Source organism: Amycolatopsis sp. NPDC104775 (genome assembly GCF_055583325.1).
This window is the reverse complement of the sequence record NZ_JBVJOE010000005.1, coordinates 37,651-56,429: the sequence shown is the minus strand read 5'-3', so window position 1 is coordinate 56,429 and position 18,779 is coordinate 37,651. Positions and strand designations below refer to the sequence as shown.

The 18,779-nt window shown below is 68.4% G+C and carries 18 protein-coding genes, 1 tRNA gene and 1 pseudogene; 13 read left to right on the top strand and 7 right to left on the bottom strand.

What is annotated here, in order from left to right; translation table 11 throughout:
• The first annotated feature begins 331 nt into the window (after positions 1 to 331).
• From ACZ63D_RS22845 to ACZ63D_RS22830, 4 genes are all read left to right on the top strand, one after another.
• Positions 332 to 538: a hypothetical protein gene (locus ACZ63D_RS22845; RefSeq protein ID WP_465356363.1), complete on the top strand. Its 207-nt coding sequence runs from the start codon at positions 332 to 334 to the stop codon at positions 536 to 538.
• A gap of 47 nt (positions 539 to 585) precedes the next feature.
• Positions 586 to 717: a hypothetical protein gene (locus ACZ63D_RS22840; protein ID WP_465356362.1), complete on the top strand. Its 132-nt coding sequence runs from the start codon at positions 586 to 588 to the stop codon at positions 715 to 717.
• Between the two features lie 6 nt (positions 718 to 723).
• A complete protein-coding gene (locus ACZ63D_RS22835; protein ID WP_465356361.1) occupies positions 724 to 1,380 on the top strand; it encodes a hypothetical protein in 657 nt (218 codons plus the stop codon).
• Between the two features lie 263 nt (positions 1,381 to 1,643).
• Positions 1,644 to 1,727, top strand: a tRNA-Leu gene (locus ACZ63D_RS22830).
• Between the two features lie 175 nt (positions 1,728 to 1,902).
• Here ACZ63D_RS22830 and ACZ63D_RS22825 read toward each other — a convergent pair.
• The 4 genes and pseudogenes from ACZ63D_RS22825 to ACZ63D_RS22810 all read right to left on the bottom strand — a co-directional run.
• Positions 1,903 to 2,640 (bottom strand): annotated as a pseudogene (locus ACZ63D_RS22825) (recombinase family protein); the annotation flags it as partial.
• 398 nt (positions 2,641 to 3,038) lie between these two features.
• Complete coding sequence (rnc, locus tag ACZ63D_RS22820) at positions 3,039 to 3,686, bottom strand: ribonuclease III (RefSeq protein WP_465356984.1); 648 nt, start codon at positions 3,684 to 3,686, stop codon at positions 3,039 to 3,041.
• A gap of 307 nt (positions 3,687 to 3,993) precedes the next feature.
• Entirely contained in the window at positions 3,994 to 4,368 is a 375-nt protein-coding gene (locus tag ACZ63D_RS22815; protein ID WP_465356360.1) for a hypothetical protein, read from the bottom strand.
• A gap of 343 nt (positions 4,369 to 4,711) precedes the next feature.
• Entirely contained in the window at positions 4,712 to 5,644 is a 933-nt protein-coding gene (locus tag ACZ63D_RS22810) for a TauD/TfdA dioxygenase family protein (protein WP_465356359.1), read from the bottom strand.
• 487 nt (positions 5,645 to 6,131) lie between these two features.
• Between ACZ63D_RS22810 and ACZ63D_RS22805 the strand changes: the two genes are divergently transcribed.
• The 7 genes from ACZ63D_RS22805 (at position 6,132) to ACZ63D_RS22775 (ending at position 13,584) form a co-directional block, all read left to right on the top strand.
• The gene (locus ACZ63D_RS22805) at positions 6,132 to 7,136 is read left to right on the top strand and encodes an ABC transporter substrate-binding protein (RefSeq protein ID WP_465356358.1); all 1,005 of its coding nucleotides are present in this window, start codon (positions 6,132 to 6,134) and stop codon (positions 7,134 to 7,136) included.
• A 5-nt stretch (positions 7,137 to 7,141) separates the two neighbouring features.
• Positions 7,142 to 7,951, top strand: a complete 810-nt coding sequence (locus tag ACZ63D_RS22800) for an ABC transporter ATP-binding protein (RefSeq protein WP_465356357.1) — start codon at positions 7,142 to 7,144, stop codon at positions 7,949 to 7,951.
• A complete protein-coding gene (locus ACZ63D_RS22795; RefSeq protein ID WP_465356356.1) occupies positions 7,948 to 8,796 on the top strand; it encodes an ABC transporter permease in 849 nt (282 codons plus the stop codon). Before ACZ63D_RS22800 ends, ACZ63D_RS22795 begins: the two co-directional genes overlap by 4 nt.
• Before the next feature lie 13 nt (positions 8,797 to 8,809).
• Positions 8,810 to 10,396, top strand: coding sequence for an FAD-binding protein (locus tag ACZ63D_RS22790; RefSeq protein ID WP_465356355.1), 1,587 nt, complete (start codon positions 8,810 to 8,812; stop codon positions 10,394 to 10,396).
• Positions 10,393 to 10,737 carry a 4Fe-4S dicluster domain-containing protein gene (locus ACZ63D_RS22785; protein ID WP_465356354.1) on the top strand — a complete coding sequence of 115 codons (345 nt, stop codon included), beginning with the start codon at positions 10,393 to 10,395 and terminating at the stop codon, positions 10,735 to 10,737. Before ACZ63D_RS22790 ends, ACZ63D_RS22785 begins: the two co-directional genes overlap by 4 nt.
• Before the next feature lie 8 nt (positions 10,738 to 10,745).
• Positions 10,746 to 11,969: an ROK family protein gene (locus ACZ63D_RS22780; protein WP_465356353.1), complete on the top strand. Its 1,224-nt coding sequence runs from the start codon at positions 10,746 to 10,748 to the stop codon at positions 11,967 to 11,969.
• A gap of 241 nt (positions 11,970 to 12,210) precedes the next feature.
• Complete coding sequence (locus tag ACZ63D_RS22775; protein WP_465356352.1) at positions 12,211 to 13,584, top strand: NAD-dependent succinate-semialdehyde dehydrogenase; 1,374 nt, start codon at positions 12,211 to 12,213, stop codon at positions 13,582 to 13,584.
• 63 nt (positions 13,585 to 13,647) lie between these two features.
• On the opposite strand, the gene ACZ63D_RS22770 is transcribed toward ACZ63D_RS22775, so the two are convergent.
• On the bottom strand, positions 13,648 to 14,880 hold the full coding sequence (locus tag ACZ63D_RS22770) for a cytochrome P450 (protein WP_465356351.1): 1,233 nt from the start codon (positions 14,878 to 14,880) through the stop codon (positions 13,648 to 13,650).
• Between the two features lie 169 nt (positions 14,881 to 15,049).
• Here ACZ63D_RS22770 and ACZ63D_RS22765 point away from each other — a divergent pair, with 169 nt between their 5' ends.
• A complete protein-coding gene (locus ACZ63D_RS22765; RefSeq protein WP_465356350.1) occupies positions 15,050 to 15,820 on the top strand; it encodes an SDR family NAD(P)-dependent oxidoreductase in 771 nt (256 codons plus the stop codon).
• A 56-nt stretch (positions 15,821 to 15,876) separates the two neighbouring features.
• On the opposite strand, the gene ACZ63D_RS22760 is transcribed toward ACZ63D_RS22765, so the two are convergent.
• On the bottom strand, positions 15,877 to 17,049 hold the full coding sequence (locus tag ACZ63D_RS22760; RefSeq protein WP_465356349.1) for an NAD(P)/FAD-dependent oxidoreductase: 1,173 nt from the start codon (positions 17,047 to 17,049) through the stop codon (positions 15,877 to 15,879).
• A gap of 5 nt (positions 17,050 to 17,054) precedes the next feature.
• Positions 17,055 to 17,258: a ferredoxin gene (locus ACZ63D_RS22755; protein ID WP_465356348.1), complete on the bottom strand. Its 204-nt coding sequence runs from the start codon at positions 17,256 to 17,258 to the stop codon at positions 17,055 to 17,057.
• Positions 17,259 to 17,484: 226 nt separating this feature from the next.
• Between ACZ63D_RS22755 and ACZ63D_RS22750 the strand changes: the two genes are divergently transcribed.
• Positions 17,485 to 18,642, top strand: a complete 1,158-nt coding sequence (locus tag ACZ63D_RS22750) for an acyl-CoA dehydrogenase family protein (protein ID WP_465356347.1) — start codon at positions 17,485 to 17,487, stop codon at positions 18,640 to 18,642.
• Positions 18,643 to 18,779: the final 137 nt, after the last annotated feature.

Sequence of the window (18,779 nt, the reverse complement as noted above, 5' to 3'; positions counted from 1 at the left end):
GATCGGCCAATTATCATCAGCTAGCCGACCGCTCTAAGGAACACACAAATCCGGCCGCTGACGGGGTGGTTCAGTTCTTTGCGTCTACACTGCCCGGCGGTGTTGTGTCCAGTCACTCCCCCAACGGTCACGGACCACCCGCGTTGGCGGCCTGAATTCGACGACGACAACTGGTCGTTTCAGCGGCTTACGACCACCGGCTCGTACGTTTTCACACTCTTTCTCGCACCAACCACGACGGCATCGACGACGGTCAACCGACGAATCTTCATCCAGGCGTCGGCGCGGCCCGCCTTCTCGCTCGTTTGACGCGCGCTACGACCAGGTCTTCGTGCCCGACCCGTTGGACACCTTCGAGGACCCTGATGACATCGTCTGGACCAAGGACCGCGAAATCCGCCGGGTTCACGAACTGATCGTGCAGGGCTGCTTCGACGCCAGCTATGAACCGGTGTTCGTCGCCCCCGACGCCGCGATCGCGCGGCTGGACTTCATCTGCTCCGACCTGCGCCTGCCCAAACCCAGCCGAGCAGCGTGACCACCGTTGCACCCCAAAGCAATTCGCGACCCGGCAGTGTGATCTCGTTGTCCCGCAACGGAACAGCAGACAGCTCACAGCTGCTGCTCTCGGCGAATAGCATGCTGGCCAACGCGCTGCTGCGCTCGATCGACATCCCGCGCCCCCACGTTCTCGCCGCACTGCCGACGCGGATCTAGTTCGCGGTGGGTACGCAGATCAACGGCGCCCCGCACTTGGGGACCAACCTGGTCCAGACCGCGGCTTTCCTGCTAGCGAAGATCACCCGACGGGAATTCTCCATCGCCACCGTCGTCCGCTTCGGCGCTCTCGACAACGCGCCCCACGACGTCGTGCTCGACCCCGAAACGCACCACACCTACTACCACGCCCTAGGCAAGGACAAGATCAGCGAGCTGATCGAGGGCTACTACCGTGAATTCTTCGACTCGCTGTCCGAGACGACCGACACCGACTACGCCGTCGAGACCTACACCGACCAGCAGGCCAGCTCCGGGTTCCGCGCGGAGTTCCTCCGCACGCTCGAGCGACTGGAGGAGATCCGCTGGTGGATGGCCCCGCCCCCGGCGCCGTCCACGTCCAGATCCCCTGCCCCGAGTACGGGTGGGCGGAGAAACGCGACGACCGCACCGCACTCGCCCACCTCGACGAGGACGGCGCGACATTCACCGCCGCGCGCTTCGACCACGGCCCCTACGAGGCTCACATCGATCCCGAAGACGACGCACCCTACCTGGACCTGGCCACGCTCTACCGGAACCTGGCCAAGGAACGGCCCCCTCGGCCGCGACGAGCAGCCACTGCACGTGATGATGAAAGGCGGCGACTGGACCTCTAAGTGAACGACGCTCTGCACTGAGCTAACGGGACGGAGACCTCGCCGTCGACGCTCGGCTCAATCCTAGGGCCTGGCGAGGCTGGCTCGAGAAAGCGCCGCTGCGCCTTGCCGGAGGCTTGAATGCGATTCGAACGTGACTGACCTGGGCATATGCGCTCAAGCGTGCAAATGGTTAGAACATATGAGGATAGCATGCGTGGACTAGCTGCTGTTTCGCACCCCCCTGAAAGAGCGTGCTCGATCGTCGTATACTCTCTTCATCAGCAAGTCCGAGTGGCGGAATGGCAGACGCGCTAGCTTGAGGTGCTAGTGTCCTTAACGGACGTGGGGGTTCAAGTCCCCCCTCGGACACACACGTTAGACACACGGGGAGAGGCGGTCACTACGACCGCCTCTTTTTCATTGTCATCGCGAAGTTGCACCCCGAGATCCCGGTACACCTGCGTGATCCGCTCCGGGGTCCGGGAATTCAGCGCTCGGGCTACGTCGTCCATCGAGTCCAGCCGCGCGTACACCTCCGCAGCCTCTATGACCGTCGACTTCGGCAAGTGCTGCAGCTCGGCGCGCGCCGCCTCCCGCTCCGCCTGCGCCGTGTTGATCGCTCCACCACTGCCGCCGGATCGACGCCTGCCTCGATCGCCGCTTGATGTCGGCGCAACCGCGACTCCGCATCAGCCAGCCGCTTCTCCGCTGACTCCCTGCCGGTCGAGTGCGTCCCGCCCTGCGAAGGCACCAGCGCGGCGACCGTATCGTCCCGGTTCGCCGGGTCGAACACCTGACACAGCCAGCCGTTCAGTGCGGGCATCACGACGTCTTCCCGCAGGTTGACCGTCTTCGGGTGGCTCTCCAGCGCGGGCGATCCAGGTGCCAACGTCCTGGCCATGCACCGGTAGTAGACCGCCTTCCGGATCGGTGCACCCTGCATCTTCCGTCCGCAGATCTCGCAGCTGATCAGGCTTTTCAGCAGGTAGACGTTCTTCGAAGTCGGACGGTCTCGCTCGAGCTTCGCGATACCGCGCATCCCGCCAGCACCGCGCGACCGCCGCAGCAACTGCGCCTGCGCGAAGGTCTCCACCGACACGATCTCCGGATGAGACTGCCGCCGCGACCGGACCACCGTGCCCGGATCCGACCGTCGGAACCGGACGACGTAACCAGCGCTCACATCGTCCGGATTCAGCAGACGCTCATGCTTCGTCCACCGCCCGAAGACCGCATAACCTGTGTACCTGGGATTCTCCAGGATCGCCCGGACAGTCGAGCCCCGCCAGCCATCCCCCGGACGGTGCCGGTCGCCGGGTCACAACGACCACGCTGGCGACGCAGGGACAACCACCAACATCCGCCACTATCCAGGAAGTCGCCGCCGCGCTGGCATCTCTCACCGGCGAGCCGCACCCTCTCGCTTCGTGGGCCCACTCGCCCGCGACGACAGTCGGACCAAGCCGTCCCGAGCCTGCTGCGGGGCCCGGGACGAACTCCACAGCTAGGACGAGGCACCACGGACGTCGTCCAACGGGACCGGCACGGCTGCCCGCACCAGAACGTCACGATCCCCAGAGCAAATCACCGTCCAGCACGTCGTGGTGCCACATCGAGTTCCAGGACCGGAGCATGACTTGTTCGCATTTCGCCTCCGGTCGTGCGAACCTCGACACGGATTCAGTCCTCGTCGGGCTTGACATGCTGGGTGAGCTCGTGGTGTGCCACCTCCGCAGCCCGTTGCTCCGCTTCCGTCTTCGTCATGCCATCCGCCGTCCCGTAAGCGCGCCCAGCCACGATCACCCTCGCGCTGTACATCCCGGCCTGCTCCGTGCCCTTCGATACAACCTCGTACTCGGGCACGCCGAGCCCTTCGGCGGTTGCCAGTTCCTGCAATCGTGCCTTCCAACTCGCCCCGGCACCGCGCTGCGGGGCGTCGTCCAGCAGATCGCCGAACAGCCGGTGAACCAGCCGACGGGTCACGTCAATGCCGTGCTGCGCGTAGACTGCACCGATCACGGCCTCAAGCCCGTCGGCGAGAATTCTGGCCTCGTCCCGCCTGCCCGCCGAATCCTCGTCGCGGCCCAGCAGCAAGTACGCACCCAGACCGCCCTCCCCCAGACCACGTGCCACTCCGGCGAGCGTGTGCATGTTCACCACCCTCGCGCGCAACTTCGCCAGCTGGCCCTCGGACAATTCCGGATGGACCGAGTAGAGATGGTCGGTCACGACCAGTCCGAGCACCGCGTCGCCGAGCAGCTCAAGCCGCTCGTTCGAAGCGGACTCCCCGATTTCGCGCGCGTACGACTCGTAGGTCAACGCCAGCATGAGCGACTCGCCGCCTACATCGACGCCGAGCGCATCGCGCAGCGAGCTCAACCCGGGCCATCCCGGCGTTGACACAACGGGGTCACCGGCGGACACCGAAACCGGGTCGGCCGCAACGCCGAGGCGAGGACCGCGTCGATAAGTGGCGTACTCGTCCGACGAGCCCGACCGAAACGCCGGGGTGGCGTCGGCCAGCGCGGCCAGGAAGCGGTGTCCGCGGCTGCGTCGCTCGGTTCCTCCGGCAGACCGAAAGGCAAAGGCCGGGGCGATGTCGGCCAGCGCGGCCAGGAACCGCAGGCCAATGCGCTTATGCCCCATCGTCATCGCCTCGCCCCGTGCCGTCGGCCTCGTCCGAAAGACGCCGAAGGCGCTGGCCATCGTCTTCCTTCGACTGTATCGCCGAGACGGCGATGACACCCGCCTTCTTTACCAACGCGACGGCACCGACTCCGACGCCGAAAGCGACAAAGCTGTTGCTGACAATCGACGCCTCGGCCAGCGCGGCAGCGGTGACCGTGCCCAGGAACAGGTGCACACCAATCGATGCCGCATATACGCCACCGCCAGGGCCATACGGCTCCGCCCACGGCCATCCCTTCGGCACTCGGCGACTGGCCTGCAGGAAGGCCACGCCGCAGTTGGCACCAGCACCCATCAGTCCCCACAAGGCGTATTGCCACACGCGCAGACCGAACCCGGTTTCAGGACTCGGAACATCCACCCGCAGTGGTCACAGTCCGTGGCTGTCACGGTCTCAAGCGTTCGTCATCGGCTAAAGGTTCAGCCTGCTCCAGCAGCATGGTCCGCACTGCCGCGGACTCATATGCCAGGAATTACGGCGGCAGCAAACGGTTCGACGACATTCGGCAGGCCCGACCGAGAGAACACCGTGCTCAGCGCAGCGTGGACGTCCGGAGTTGCTTTCGATTCGCCACGCTGGTCGTATCCGTCCACAGTGGCCAAGCTGAGCACGACGGCACCGCACTCGGAGCCTTCGGCGCTGCGCGTCCGTCCCGCGCGTCGAATCAAGCCAGCGGCGCGTACGCCGACGCGTCGCCCGTCCGGGCCGTGCTGCGCACGCCGTCGATGCTGACCGGCACGTCTCCTGCGACTGTGACGCGGTGGAGCCGGCGGGGAAGGTCGTCGTAGTCGGCGACTCCGTAGTGCTGGGTGGCGCGGTTGTCCCAGATCGCCAGGTCGCCGGGCGCCCATTGCCAGCGCACGGTGTTCTCGAGCCGGGTGATGCGCGCCTGCAGCAATGCGAAGATCGCGTCGGATTCCGCGGCGGACAGCCCGATCAGACGTTTGACGAAGTGGCCGAGCAGCAGGACTCGCTCGCCGGTTTCCGGGTGCACGCGGACGACCGGGTGTTCGGTTTCGTAGGTGTCGGACCGAAATTCCTCCCGGTAGGACCGTTCCTTGACGTCGACTCCGCCGATCCGGTGCTCGTCGGCGGCGCCCGCGTAGTCGTAGAGGTTGGTGTGGACCGCCCACAGCCGGTCGGCCAGTGCTTTCAGCGACGCGGGGAGGCTCTCGTAGGCGGCGGCGGTGTTCGCCCACGTGGTGCTGCCGCCGTAGGCGGGGATGGTGATCGCGCGCAGCAGGCTGATCGCGGGGATCCGGTCGACGAAGGTGACGTCGGAGTGCCAGCTGTTGGCTTTCCCGTGCTGGGCGTCGATCGGCAGGATGTTGCCCAGTCCGGTGCTGCGCACCGTCGGATGCGGCTGGGTGAGCGTGCCGAGGCGGGCGGCGAATTCCTGCTGCTGCGCGTCGTCGAGATGATGCTGGTCGCGGAAGAAGATCACCTTGTTCTCCAGCAGCGCCGCCCGGATCCCGGCGACGGTCTCGTCGGGCAGGTCTCCGCCGAGCCGCACGCCGTCGATGCGCGCGCCGATGCCGGAGCCTAGTTTGCGCACTGCCAAGCGCGTGTCCACCGAGTCGGTCACGTCGAGAGTCATCGTGTTCCCCTTTCCATTCGTCCGGACGTTCTCCGGACTTGCCCGGGCCGTCACCAGACTGGGGCCGATCGCCGCCGAGAATCAAGATTGCGTTCAGCGTGAAATTAATTCGTCTCAGATTCCGGGCCGGATTGACGGCGCGTTCGGCGGTGGCGATGGTCGCCGCCATGAAAATCACGAGTATGGCCTACGACCGGGCCGTGCGGGTGCTGCCCGCCGGGCCAGATGGTGGGATGCCGTTGCCTGTCCGGGCCGCTCCTGCCAGCCTCAGTCCATGCTTCCGGCGCACTCTCTGATCTCGCGCCTGCACGTCGGCCTCCGGCGGCAGGCCGGGGCGATCTGTTCCGCACCGCACTGACCCGCCGCATCCGGCCGCCGACCGAAACGGTCATTCCGATTTCCTGCTCAGCCGAACCCGGCTGTACTGGCCGCGCATTTATCTGATCATTGAGCGAGCTTTTGCCGTAAATGTAAGGGAACAAATACCGTGACCACGAACCGACGCCAATTTCTCGGTCTTTCCCTGCTGGGCCTCGCGGCGACCGCCGTCGGGTGCGGCACGGCCACCGGCGCGACCAAGACACTGCGGTACCAGGGCTGGGCCGGCCAGGTCACGCCGCCCGAGCTCGCCGCCGACCTCGGCTTCCTGCAGGACGTGAAGCTGCAGTGGGTGGGCAACACGATCAGCGGGCCGCAGGACATCCAGTCGGCCGCCACCGGCCAGGTGGACTTCGGCGGGGCGTTCAACGGGGCCGTGGTCAAGCTGGCCGCGGCCAGCGCCCCGATCACCTCGGTGATCAGCTACTACGGGGTCGACAAGACCGCGTGGAACGGCTTCTACGTCGCCGAAGGCAGCCCGATCCGTTCGCCGCGGGACCTGGTGGGCAAGAAGGTCGGGATGAACACGCTCGGCGCGCACTCCGAGGCGATGCTCGACATCTACCTGCAGCGCAACGGGCTCGCCAAGGACGACATCGGCAAGGTCGAGCCGGTCGTGGTGCCGCCGGTGAACACCGAGCAGTCCCTGCGGCAGGGCCAGATCGAGGTCGGGGTGCTCGGCGACATCTTGCGGGACAAGGCGCTCGCGCGCGGCGGCATCCGCAAGCTGTTCGACGACTACCAGCTGCTCGGCGCCTTCAGCGCCGGCACCTACGTGTTCCGGAAGGATTTCGTCGAGCGGAACCCGGACACGCTGCGCACGTTCGTCGCCGGGGTGGGCAAGGCCATCGAGTGGAGCAAGTCCACGCCGCGAGCGGAGGTGATCGACCGGTTCACGAAGATCGTCTCCGACCGCAAGCGCAACGAGGACCCCGATGCGCTCAAGTACTGGACCTCCTTCGGCGTCGCGGGCCCGGGCGGGCTGGTCCAGGACCGGGAACTGCAGTTGTGGATCGACTGGCTCGGCAGCCGCGGCGACGTCAAACCGGGCTCGGTGAAGGCGGCCGACCTCTACACCAACCGCTTCAACCCGCACGCGAACGGAAAGGGATGAACGGGATGACCGCCAAGATCAGCTTCGCCGGTGTCGGCAAGACCTTCCCGGTCCGCGGCGCCCGGACCGCGCTCACCGCGCTCGAAGGAATCGACCTGGACGTCTCGGCCGGGGAGTTCGTGGTGATCGTCGGGCCGAGCGGCTGCGGCAAATCCACTCTGCTCGACCTGCTCGGCGGACTGTCCGAACCGGACGCCGGGCGGATCCTGCTCGACGGCGCGCCGGTGCGCGGACCGGGACGGGACCGCGGGATCGTCTTCCAGCAGTACGCGCTGCTGCCGTGGCGCACCGCCTTGGGCAATGTCGAGTTCGGGCTGGAGGCGACCGGCGTGCCGCGCGCCGAGCGGGCCGCGCGCGCCAAGGAGTACCTGGAGCTGGTCGGGCTGGCCGAATTCGCCGACCGGCACCCGCACCAGCTGTCCGGCGGGATGAAGCAGCGGGTGGCCATCGCGCGCAGCCTCGCCTACGACCCCGACGTGCTGCTGATGGACGAACCGTTCGCCGCCCTGGACGCGCAAACCCGCGAATCGCTGCAGGACGAGCTGCTGCGCATCTGGCGGCGCACCGGGAAAACGATCCTGTTCATCACGCACAGCATCGACGAGGCCGTCTACCTGGGACAGCGCGTCGCGGTGCTGACCTCGCGACCGGGCCGGGTCAAGAGCGTCGTCGGGATCGACCTGCCGCACCGCGACGAGGTCGACGATGCCCGGTCCAGCCCGGAATTCGCCCGCTACCGCCACGAAATCTGGTCCCTGCTGCACGACGAGGTGGCCCGCGCCCACGAGTTGGAGAAGGAGGCCATCGGAGCATGAGCACCACGACTGTGTCCGAGCCGGCCGCGACGGAAGTCGCGCCGCGGGCCGGGTCGGCACCGCCCTCCGCGGCCCGCACCGGCGGCCGTGTCCGCTCCCGGCTGCGGTCCGCGTTCACGAAAAGCATCGCACTGATCCTGGTGCTCGCCGCGTGGGAGATCCTGCCGCGGGCCGGTGTGGTGGACCCGGTTTTCCTGCCGCCCTTCCACGAGGTGCTCGCTGCCCTGGCCGGTCTCGCCGGAGACGGGCAGCTGGCCACGCACATCGAAGCGAGCCTGACCCGGTCGCTCGCCGGGTTCGCCCTCGCCGTCGCGCTCGCGGTGCCGCTGGGCGTGCTGATCGGCTGGTACAAACCGGTTTCCGACGTGCTGACCCCGGTGGTGCAGGTGTTCCTCAACACCGCGGCGCTCGCGTTGCTGCCGGTGTTCGTGCTGATCCTGGGAATCGGCGAGACGTCCAAGATCGCGATCGTGTTCTACGCCTGCACCTGGCCGATCCTGCTGAACACGATCAGCGCGGTGCGCACCGTCGATCCGACCTTGCTGAAGCTGGCCCGGTCGCTGGACCTGGCGCCGCTGGCGCTGTTCGGGAAAGTGGTGCTGCCCGCCTCGGTGCCGGCGATCTTCACCGGCATCCGGCTCGCCGGCGCGTCGGCGATCGTGGTGGTGATCGCTGCCGAGATGGTCGGCGCGAAGGCCGGGCTCGGCTATCTGATCAACGCCTCGCAGTACAACTTCGCCATCCCGCAGATGTACGCCGGAATCGTCACGATCTCGGTCATCGGCGTCCTGTTCAACCAGCTGCTGGTGACGGCGGAGCGCCGCTTCACCTCCTGGCGCGCCTGAGAAGGGAATCACGATGGACGCACTCGAACTGACCGCGGACGTGTTCGTGGCCGGCGGCGGCCCGGCCGCGACCTGGGCGGCCCTGCAGGCGGCGCGCGACGGCGCTCAGGTAGTGCTGGCGGACAAGGGTTTCTGCGGGACCAGCGGCGCGACCGCGGCAGCGGGTACCGGGGTCTGGTACGTCCCGCCGGAACCGGCGGCCCGCGAGGCCGCGATGGCCAGCAGGGAAGAGCTGGGCGGCTACCTGGCCGACCGCCGCTGGGCGGCCCGGGTCCTGCAGGAAACCTACGAGCGGATGAACGAGCTGGCGGTCGTGGCCCGGTATCCGTTCCCGGTCGGCGAGGACGGGGCCCCGCTGCGCACCGGGCTGCAGGGCCCGGAATACCTGCGCAGGATGCGGATCCTCGTCCGCCGGGCCGGGGTGCGGGTGCTGGACCACAGCCCGGTGACCGAGTTGCTGGCCGACCCGGCGGGCGCAGTGGCCGGCGCGGCCGGATACCGGTGCCAAGCGCGCCAGCACTACCGGGTGCGGGCCGGTGCGGTCGTCCTCGCGACCGGCGGATGCGCGTTCCTGTCCAAGGCGCTCGGCTGCGACGTCAACACCGGGGACGGGGCGCTGTTCGCGGTCGAAGCGGGCGCGGAACTGTCCGGGATGGAGTTCTCCAACGCCTACGGCATCGCACCGGAAGGCACCTCGGTCACCAAGACCGCGTTCTACCACTTCGCGACGTTCTACCGCGCCGACGGGAGCGTGCTGGAAGGCGCCAGCGGCATCCGGCGTACGCCGATCGCCCGGGAACTGTTGACCGGCAAGGTGTTCTGCCAGCTCGATCTCGCCGACGAGCGGGCTCGCGCGGCGATGCGCTTGGCACAGCCCAACTTCTTCCTGACCTTCGACCGGATGGGCATCGATCCGTTCCGCGAAAAGTTCCCGATCACCCTGCTGGCCGAGGGAACCGTGCGCGGCACCGGCGGCATCCGGATCGTCTCGGACGACTGCGCGACCACGGTGCCCGGCCTCTACGCGGCCGGCGACGCGGCTACCCGGGAGCTGATCTGCGGCGGTTTCACCGGCGGCGGCAGCCACAACGCGGCATGGGCGATCTCCTCGGGCGTGTGGGCCGGGCGAGGCGCCGCCCGGTACGCCCGCTCGCTCGGCACCAGGGCGACCGGGCGCCGGGTGCGCGCGCTTGGCGAGGCGGGACTGCGTCCGTCCTGGTCGCCTCGGGACGATCACCGGGAAGTGGTCGCGGGCGTGCAGCGCGAAGTGTTGCCCTACGACAAGAACTACCTGCGCCACGGCACCGCGCTGACCGGTTCCCTCGCCGAACTCGACGGCCTCTGGGCACAGGTGCGGGCCTCGCTGGGCGGAACCGGCGAAGCGGGGATCCGGACCCGGCAGGCGGCGGCGATGACCGCGCACGCGCGGTGGATGTACCGAGCCGCGCTCGCCCGCCCAGAAAGCCGAGGCATGGCCAAGCGGCTCGACTTTCCCGACCAGGATTCCGCCCAGCGGCACCGGCTCCGCACCGGCGGACTCGATCAGGTGTGGGTCCGTCCGGAATGGACCGCCGAAGCGGCGGCGGGAGCGGCGTCGTGATCGAGGTGGTGTCCGCGCAGCGCTGCCTCAGCTGCGACAAGTGCATCGAGGTCTGCCCGACGAACGTGTTCGACCGCGGTCCCGGCGGCATTCCGGTGATCAGCAGGCAATCCGATTGCCAAACCTGCTTCCACTGCGAAGCGAACTGCCCAGCCGACGCCCTGTTCGTCTCGCCCCGAACCGCGCCGCTCGCCGCGGCGCCGGATGCCGAGCAGCTCGCCGAAGACGGACTGCTCGGCAGCTATCGCGAACGTCTCGGCTGGGGCCGCGGCCGCACACCCGGCGCGCGACTCGCCGTCGGACCGCCGCTCCGGCCGGACTCCGGGGCCATCACGAGTTGACGCTGCCCATGACCGCCCCTCCCCTCCCGTTCGCCGACCGCGGAGCCAGCACCGCCGCGGTCCTGCTGCGCGCCGTGCTGGCGCACGGACCGGTCGCGCGCAGCACCGTGGCCGGGCTGACCGGGCTCAGCCCGGCCGGCATCAGCAGGCAATGCGCCGGCCTGGCACAGCTCGGCCTGCTCACGACCCGCCCGTCCCGGCCGGCGCGCGAGCACCCGGCCGCCGGACGTCCCCGTGCCGAACTCGACATCGCGACCCACCGGCACAGCGTGTTCGGCGTGCATATCGCCCATCACTTCGCGACCTTGGCCGAACTGGACCTGCGCGGCCGCGTGCGGGCACAGGAACGGGTGCCGCACGAGGACGCCGCACCCGAGCAGGTGCTCGCGGGCCTTGCGGCGCGACTGCACCGCTTCCGCAGGCAACGCCTGCGCGGCCGGATCCCGCTCGGCCTCGGAGTCGCCTGCGGCGGCTGGGTCGATCCGGACACCGGCATGATCGTCGACCATTCCTCGCTGGGCTGGCACGACGTCGCCGCCGGGCCGATCCTGTCGGAGCTGACCGGCCTGCCCACCCGGATCGACGGCCACGCCCGCGCGCTGGCCGCCGCGGAGGCCCTGTTCGGCAACGCCCGGGGCAGCGAATCGGTCGCGCACCTGTTCGTCGGGAACGTCGTCGACGCGGCCTTCGTCTCCGGCGGTCTGCTGCACCGAGGCCCCGGTTCGGCCGCCGGCACGGTAGCCCACCTGCCACTGGGCGATCCGCTGGCACCCTGCGCGTGCGGCCGCTCCGGCTGTCTGGAAACAACCGTCGCGGACTGGGCCGTAACCGCCGGTTTCGGCCCCGGTATGTCCATTGTGGACCTCGTTGCGGCGGCGGTGTCCGGGGACGCCGCCGCCCGCGGGGCATTGCTGTCGCGCGCACGGGTCGTCGGACGAGCAGCCGCGCTGCTGTTCGATCTGGTCAACCCGGAACTGCTTATCGTCGCCGAGGCCGGGATCGCGCACCTGCCGGACTGCCTCGCCGCGTTGCGCGCGGAGATCACCACCCATTCGCGGGGGCGGGTAGACGCCGGACGCCGAGTGTTCCCCAGCAGTTTCGCCGCTGCCGACGTGCTCGCTGTCGCCGCCGGTGCAGTGCAGCTGAACGCCCTCTACACCGATCCGCACGCGCTATCCGACCGGCTCGCGCCAGTTCGCGTCCACCACGCCACGGGAGTCGCCGATGCCTGAACGCCCATTGCACCTCAACGCGTTCCTGCTCGGCGGCGGTCACAACGAAGCACCACCGACCTGCTGACGAATGCGGTCCTCAGAACCCCGCGAAAGCACCATTGCTTCGCACAGTCGGCACCGGAGCCAGCGCCCGCGCATCCCCCGGGCAGGTGTTCCTTCGCGACCAGGCCGCTCCGCATCGCGCCAGGTCGCCCAGGGTGGGACGCCACGCGCCCGGCGATCGAGAAAGAAGGATGACGTGAGCACCTACGCCGTTGTCGACCCCACCAGCGGGGAGACCCTCAAGGAGTACGCCGCGCTGTCGGACGGCGAGCTGGCTGAGAAGCTTGACCGCGCGGAAGCGGTCTACCGCCAGTGGCGGCAGTCGTCGTCGGTCGCGGATCGGGCGGCGTTGCTGGGCAAAGCCGCCGCGTTGTTCGCCGAGCGCCGGGACGAGCTGGCGCTGATCATCAGCCGCGAGATGGGCAAACCGACCAGTCAGGGAGTCCTGGAGGTCGACTTCGCGGCCGCGATCTTCGAGTACTACGCCGAGAAGGCGGCGGAGTTCCTGGCCGACGAGCCGGTTCCGCTGCAATGGGGCCAAGGGACCGCGGTGATCCGGCGGCAGCCTGTCGGCGTGCTGCTTGGTGTCATGCCGTGGAATTACCCTTACTACCAGGTCGCGCGGTTCGCGGCGCCGAATCTGATGGCGGGCAACACGATTCTGCTCAAGCACGCCTCCCAGTGCCCGGAATCGGCGGCGGCGATCGAGCAACTGCTGCTCGACGCGGGTTTTCCGCAAGGCGCGTACGAGAACATTTACGCCACCTACGCCCAGATCGACACTGTCATCGCCGACCCGCGCGTCGCCGGGGTGTCCGTGACCGGTTCGGAGAAGGCGGGCGCACACGTCGCCGCCGTTGCCGGACGGCATCTCAAGAAGGCGGTCCTCGAACTCGGCGGCGCGGATCCGTTTATTTTGCTGAGCACTGATGACCTCGATGTCGCGGTGGAATCCGCGTTGGGAGCGCGGTTTTACGACAACGCCGGGCAAGCGTGCAACGGTGCCAAGCGCTGGATCATCATCGACGATCTGTACGACGCGTTCCTCGCGAAGGTTACTGCGACGCTGGCTCAGCTCAGGCCCTCGTCTCCGACCGCCGAGGACACTGTGCTCGGGCCGGTGTCTTCGATCGCAGCCGCCGAGGGGCTTGAGGAACAGCTGCGCCGCGCGGTCGACGGCGGAGCGCGAGTCGCGGTCGGCGGCACGCGGAGCGGGGCTTTCTTCGACCCCACCGTCCTAGTTGACATCGACTCGGCAAATGAGGCGGCCAAGGAAGAATTCTTTGGGCCGTTCGCGAATGTGTACCGCGTGCACTCCGAAGAGGAAGCGGTCGCGGTCGCGAACGACACTCCGTTCGGGCTCGGCTCCTACGTGTTCAGCACAGATCCCGAGCAGGCGCAGCGGGTCGCGGACCAGCTCGAGGCGGGCATGGTTTACGTCAACCTGGTCGGTGCCGAAGAACCTGGCTTGCCGTTCGGCGGGGTGAAGCTGTCCGGGTTCGGGCGCGAGCTCGGACGGCTCGGCGCCGAGGAGTTCGTCAACCGCAAGCTGATCCGGGTCGCGGGCTGACGCGAGACGTGAAGCAGCACCGCCGTCGCCCGGTGGAAGGGGTGACGGCGGTGCTGTGCGTGTTCAGCCGACGCGCGGGCCGAGCCAGACCGGCAACGCCTTGACCTGGTTGATGAAAAACGATTCGGCGTGCGGTGCGTCGCCGATGATCTCCATCTCCGGGTAGCGCTTGAGCGTTTCTTCGAGCATCAGCCGCAATTCGAGCCTCGCCAGTGCGTTGCCGAGGCAGAAATGCCTGCCGCCCGCCCCGAACGCCTGGTGCTCCGGGTTCCGGTTCGCGTCGAAACGATCCGGGTCCTCGTAACGATCCTCGTCGCGATTCCCCGACGGGTACCACAGGACGACCTTGTCGTTCTCTTTGATCAACTGGCCGCGGATCTCCACATCCTTCGTCGCGGTACGGCGCATCATCGAGAACGCCGGGAACATCCGCAGCGCTTCCTCCACCACGCTCGGCACCAGCGAGAGGTCATCGAGCACTTTCCGGCGTTCGCCCGGGTTCTCGATCAGCGCCTTCATCGCGCTCACGTACGTCGCCATCGTGCTGTCGTTGCCCGCACCGATGAGCAGCAGGGTGCCGTACATGATGTCCTCGGCCGAGAGTGTCTGCCCGTCGATCTCGGCGTGCACGAGGATGCTGATCAGGTCGTCGGCCGGCTTCGCCCGGCGCGCCTCGATCATCCCGGAGACTTCCGCCATCAGCGTCGGCAGGAGCTCGTTGACGTAGGCGTCGATCCCGCCGGGGTTCAGGTCCGGGTCGTCTCGGCCCATGTACCGCTTCATGTAGTTCGCCCACTTGACGTCCTCCGCCTCGGGGATGCCGAGGAGCCGATGGATCACCCGCGCCACGATCGGCTGGGACACGGCGCTCACGAGGTCGCAGGTTTCCCGGCCGTCGAGGCGGTCGAGCACGGAGACCACGATCGCGCGGATCCAGTCCTCGTGCTCGGCTATTCTCGCGGCGGTGAAACCCTGAAGGAAAAGCTGTTTGATCCGGTCGTGCTTCGGCGGGTCCATCCCGATGAATTCGGCGCGCGCGAACTCCAGCGGGATCTGGTGGTTGGTGATGTCGATGCCCTGGCGCTCCGAGGAGAACGTCTTCCAGTCCCGGCTCACCGCGGCGATGTCCTCCGCCTTGGTCAGCGACCAGAAGCCCTCTTCCCCGGGCAGCACGGGGATTCCCGACGACCAGTGCACCGGGCACTTCGCCCGGAGATCGCGGAAAATCCCGTGCGGCGGGCCGTCTTTCCACAAGCCGAACTCGGCCAGGGTTTCCGGTATTTCGTTCGCGGCCATCGGTTCCTCCCATTCCGTCGGACCGCGAACCTAATTCCGGCGAGCGCCTCGACAGGCCGCGCGCCGGAAGCGGCGCCCCGTTGGGGGAAGCCAGCCGGGCATAACCCAACCGGGCACTTCTCGCCGCCCGCACGAGGTCGATGCCCTCCGGTGCCGTCATCGTCGGCGCATGACTTCACCGACCACTGAGCTTTTCGACATCACCGGCAAGCGCGCGCTCGTCACCGGAGCCAGCCGCGGGATCGGCCGCGCCATCGCCCTTGCCTTCGCCCGCGCGGGCGCGCACGTGGTCGCCGCGGCGCGCACCGAGGAAGCGCTCAAGGAGACGGCGTCGCTCGCCGCGGACGCTCCCGGCAGGATCGACATCCTGGCCACCGACCTCCGTACGCCGGAGTCCGCCGAAGCCGCCGTCCGCTCCGCCGCGGAAACCCTTGGCGGGCTTGACATCCTGGTCAACAACGCCGCGGACGACCACGACTCCCCGATCGAGAAGACCGACCTCGCGGTGTTCCAGCGCGTCGTCGAGCTCAACCTGCAGTCCTGCTGGGTGATGACCAAGGCGGCGGCGCCGTACCTCAAGGACGGCGGCGGCAAGATCGTCAACATCGCCTCCGTGCTCGGTCTCGTCGGCATGCTCGACGACAGCGCGTACATCGCCGCCAAACACGGGCTCGTCGGGCTCACCAAGGCGATCGCGCTGGAGTGGGCGCGCGCGGGAGTCCAGGTCAACGCGATCGCGCCGGGGTTCGTGGACACCGCGATGATCGGCAATCTCAAAGAAGACGCCGCGCTCGCTTCCTACGTCCGGAAGAAGACCCCGATGGGCCGTGCTGCGCAGCCCGAGGAGTACGCCGGTCCGGCGATCTTCCTTGCCTCCGCCGCCTCGGACTTCACGACCGGTCACGTGCTGGTGGTCGACGGCGGTTACTCCGTGCAATAACCCGACGGATTCGGCCGGTGTACGCGATCAGCGCGCACACCGGCCGAATGGTTCGGTCAAGAGATGGCGTCCGTCCACGAAACGCCGTTGAGAATGGCCCGCTTGCTGAGCGCCAGCTGACGCGGGGCGTTGACGCACAGCGCACCCCGGAGCCGGTCGCCGCGGCCGAACAGTGCGACGAGCGACTTCTCGTCGGCCTGGGTGATCTTTACCTGGTCCTCGCCGTCGACGTGGCCGACGAATTTGACCTTGGCGTCGAACTGATCCGACCAGAAGTACGGGACCGGCGCGAACGGCTCGGCCTCGCCGAGCAGCGTCCGTGCCGCGTGGACGCCCTGTTCGACGGCATTGAGCCATTGTTCGACGCGCATGGTCTCGCCGAACAAGCGGTTCGGCCACTGCACGAGGTCTCCCGCGGCCACCACGTCCGGCGCGGTGGTGCGCAGAGCCTCGTCGCAGACCACGCCGTTCCCGAGTTCGACACCGCTGCCGGCGAGCCAGCCAGTCTCCGGTTGCACGCCGACCCCGGCGACGATGAGATCCGCGGCCAGCACCGTGCCGTCGGCTAGATGGATCTTGCTGCCGCCGGGCGACGCTTCGACCCGGTCGATTCCGGTGCCGCAGTACAGGTGCACGCCGTGGCCTACGTGGTGCTCCAGGAACCAGCGGCCGAGTTCCGCGCCGAGCACCCGGGTCAGCGGGACGGGTGCGATCTCCACGACCGAGACGTCCAGCCCCATCTTGCGCGCGGTCGCGGCCACCTCCAGCCCGATGAAGCCGGCGCCGATCACCACCAGATGACGGCCCGGCCGCAGCTGCTCGTGCAGGCTCAGCGAATCGGACAGTGACCGGACCTCGTGCACGTCGGGCACCCCGGCGAGGACCGGCAGCGGCCGGGTCCGGGATCCAGTGGCGATGACCAGGCCGTCGTAGGACAGCTCCCGGCCGCCTTCGAGGAACAGAGTTTTGCCCGCGGCGTCGAGCCCGACGGCCGCCGCACCGAGCGAAACCTCGACGGCGTTCTCCTGGTACCAGCCGGGTTCTTTGATCAGCAGGGCGTGGTGTTCCTGCCCCTCGCGCAAGGCGTCCTTGGACAGCGGAGGACGGTCGTACGGCAGCAGATTCTCCGCGCTGACCATCGTGATCTCGCCTTGGTGCCCCGCGCGCCGGAGCCCGTCGACCGCGTTGACCGCTGCCACCGAGCCGCCGACCACGACGATGCGGTCCATCGCCGTCAGCCCTTCCCGAGTGTGATGGCGCCTTCGGGGCAGGAGCGCACCGCGCGCTCCGCCTCGTCGAGGCGGTCGTCGGACGGGTGCGGCTCGAGCAGGACGGCCTGGCCGGATTCGTCGTCGATGTCGAAGAGATCCGGGCATTCCATCATGCAGCACGCGCAGCCCGTGCATCCGTCGAGGTCGAGCGTGAGCGTCAGCGCCATGATTCGTTCTCCTTGCGTTCCGGCGGACCTGACCGGAAAGTGTCGGGCGCTTCTTCCCTGATTCCGGCGCGGCGGCGGGGAAGAACGCCCAACCGGGGGGTCTCGCGCGCCCGCTCATCCCCCACCCGGGCAAGAGCGGCCCCGGCGGGCGGACGGCCTCGCAGCGGGCGCCTAGATTCGCGAGTCCGACAGCGCCGGATTCCCCCCCCTGACAAGTTGAGGTTCCATGCACCGCACCGTGTTCGACGAGGACCACGAATCCTTCCGCAAGACCCTGAGGTCGTTCCTCCAGGCGGAAGTCCTCCCGCATTACGACGAGTGGTTCGCGGCCGGAGGGGTCCCCCGCCAGCTGTACCGGGACCTGGGCGAACTCGGCCTCTTCGGCATCTCGGTCCCGGAGGAATACGGCGGCGCGGGGCTGACGACGCACAAGTTCACCGCGATCGAGTACGAAGAGATCGCGCGGGTCGGCGTTCTGCTCGGCGGCTCCAGCTGCCACGTCCTGCTGGCGCTTCCGTACCTGAAAATGCTCGGAACCGACGAGCAGCTGCGGCGGTACCTGCCCGGATTCGTCACCGGCGAGCAGATGTGGGCGCTCGCGATGACCGAGCCCGGCACCGGCTCCGACCTCACCGGCATCCGCACCACCGCCAAGCTCTCCGCAGACGGCACGCATTACGTGCTCAACGGGGCCAAGACGTTCATCACCGGCGGCGTCAACGCCGACCGGGTGATCGTCGCGGCGCGCACCAGCCCGCCGCGGGAGGACGACCGCCGGTTCGGCCTCTCCCTGCTCGCCGTCGACACTTCGCTTCCCGGCTACCAGGTCGGGCGCAAACTCGACAAGCTGGGACTGCGGACGTCCGACACCGCCGAACTCGCCTTCTCCGACGTCCGCGTGCCGGTCGAAGACCTTCTCGGCGAGGAGGACAAGGGATTCTCGTATCTCGGGCACAATCTCGCCTCCGAGCGCTGGGGAATCGCGCACGGTGCTTACGCGCAGGCGAAATCGGCCGTCGCACTCGCCCAGGCCTATACCGCGGACCGGAAGGTCTTCGGCAAGTCTGTCGCGTCGTTCCAGAACACGAAGTTCGAGCTGGCCGCGTGCAAAGCGGAGGTCGACGCCGCGGAAGCGGTCACCGACCGCGCGCTGGAGGCGCTCGACGCCGGGGACCTCACTCCGGCCGAGGCTGCGTCGGCCAAGCTGTTCTGCACCGAGGTCGCCGACCGCGTGATCGACCGCTGCCTGCAGCTGCACGGCGGTTACGGCTACATCAACGAATACCCGATCGCCCGCCTCTACGCCGACAGCCGGGTCAACCGGCTCTACGGCGGCACGTCCGAGGTGATGAAGCTGATCATCGCCCACGACATGGGACTCTGACCGGACCGGGGGGGGGGGGGGGGGGCGGCGGGGGGGGGGGGGGGGGGGGGGCTGGAGGGGCGAAAACCTCCCCTCCTCCCCCCTTCCCCCAGCAATGGCTTGGTGGGGGGAAGAGGCGATACGGGAGAGATACGTCC

Coding starts and splice junctions, on each gene's coding strand:
- rnc (WP_465356984.1), bottom strand. CDS start 3,686: ATGCTGGCGTTGACCTACGAGTCGTACGCGCGCGAAATCGGGGAGTCC.
- ACZ63D_RS22810 (WP_465356359.1), bottom strand. CDS start 5,644: ATGACTCTCGACGTGACCGACTCGGTGGACACGCGCTTGGCAGTGCGC.
- ACZ63D_RS22800 (WP_465356357.1), top strand. CDS start 7,142: ATGACCGCCAAGATCAGCTTCGCCGGTGTCGGCAAGACCTTCCCGGTC.
- ACZ63D_RS22795 (WP_465356356.1), top strand. CDS start 7,948: ATGAGCACCACGACTGTGTCCGAGCCGGCCGCGACGGAAGTCGCGCCG.
- ACZ63D_RS22790 (WP_465356355.1), top strand. CDS start 8,810: ATGGACGCACTCGAACTGACCGCGGACGTGTTCGTGGCCGGCGGCGGC.
- ACZ63D_RS22780 (WP_465356353.1), top strand. CDS start 10,746: ATGACCGCCCCTCCCCTCCCGTTCGCCGACCGCGGAGCCAGCACCGCC.
- ACZ63D_RS22770 (WP_465356351.1), bottom strand. CDS start 14,880: ATGGCCGCGAACGAAATACCGGAAACCCTGGCCGAGTTCGGCTTGTGG.
- ACZ63D_RS22765 (WP_465356350.1), top strand. CDS start 15,050: ATGACTTCACCGACCACTGAGCTTTTCGACATCACCGGCAAGCGCGCG.
- ACZ63D_RS22760 (WP_465356349.1), bottom strand. CDS start 17,049: ATGGACCGCATCGTCGTGGTCGGCGGCTCGGTGGCAGCGGTCAACGCG.
- ACZ63D_RS22755 (WP_465356348.1), bottom strand. CDS start 17,258: ATGGCGCTGACGCTCACGCTCGACCTCGACGGATGCACGGGCTGCGCG.
- ACZ63D_RS22750 (WP_465356347.1), top strand. CDS start 17,485: ATGCACCGCACCGTGTTCGACGAGGACCACGAATCCTTCCGCAAGACC.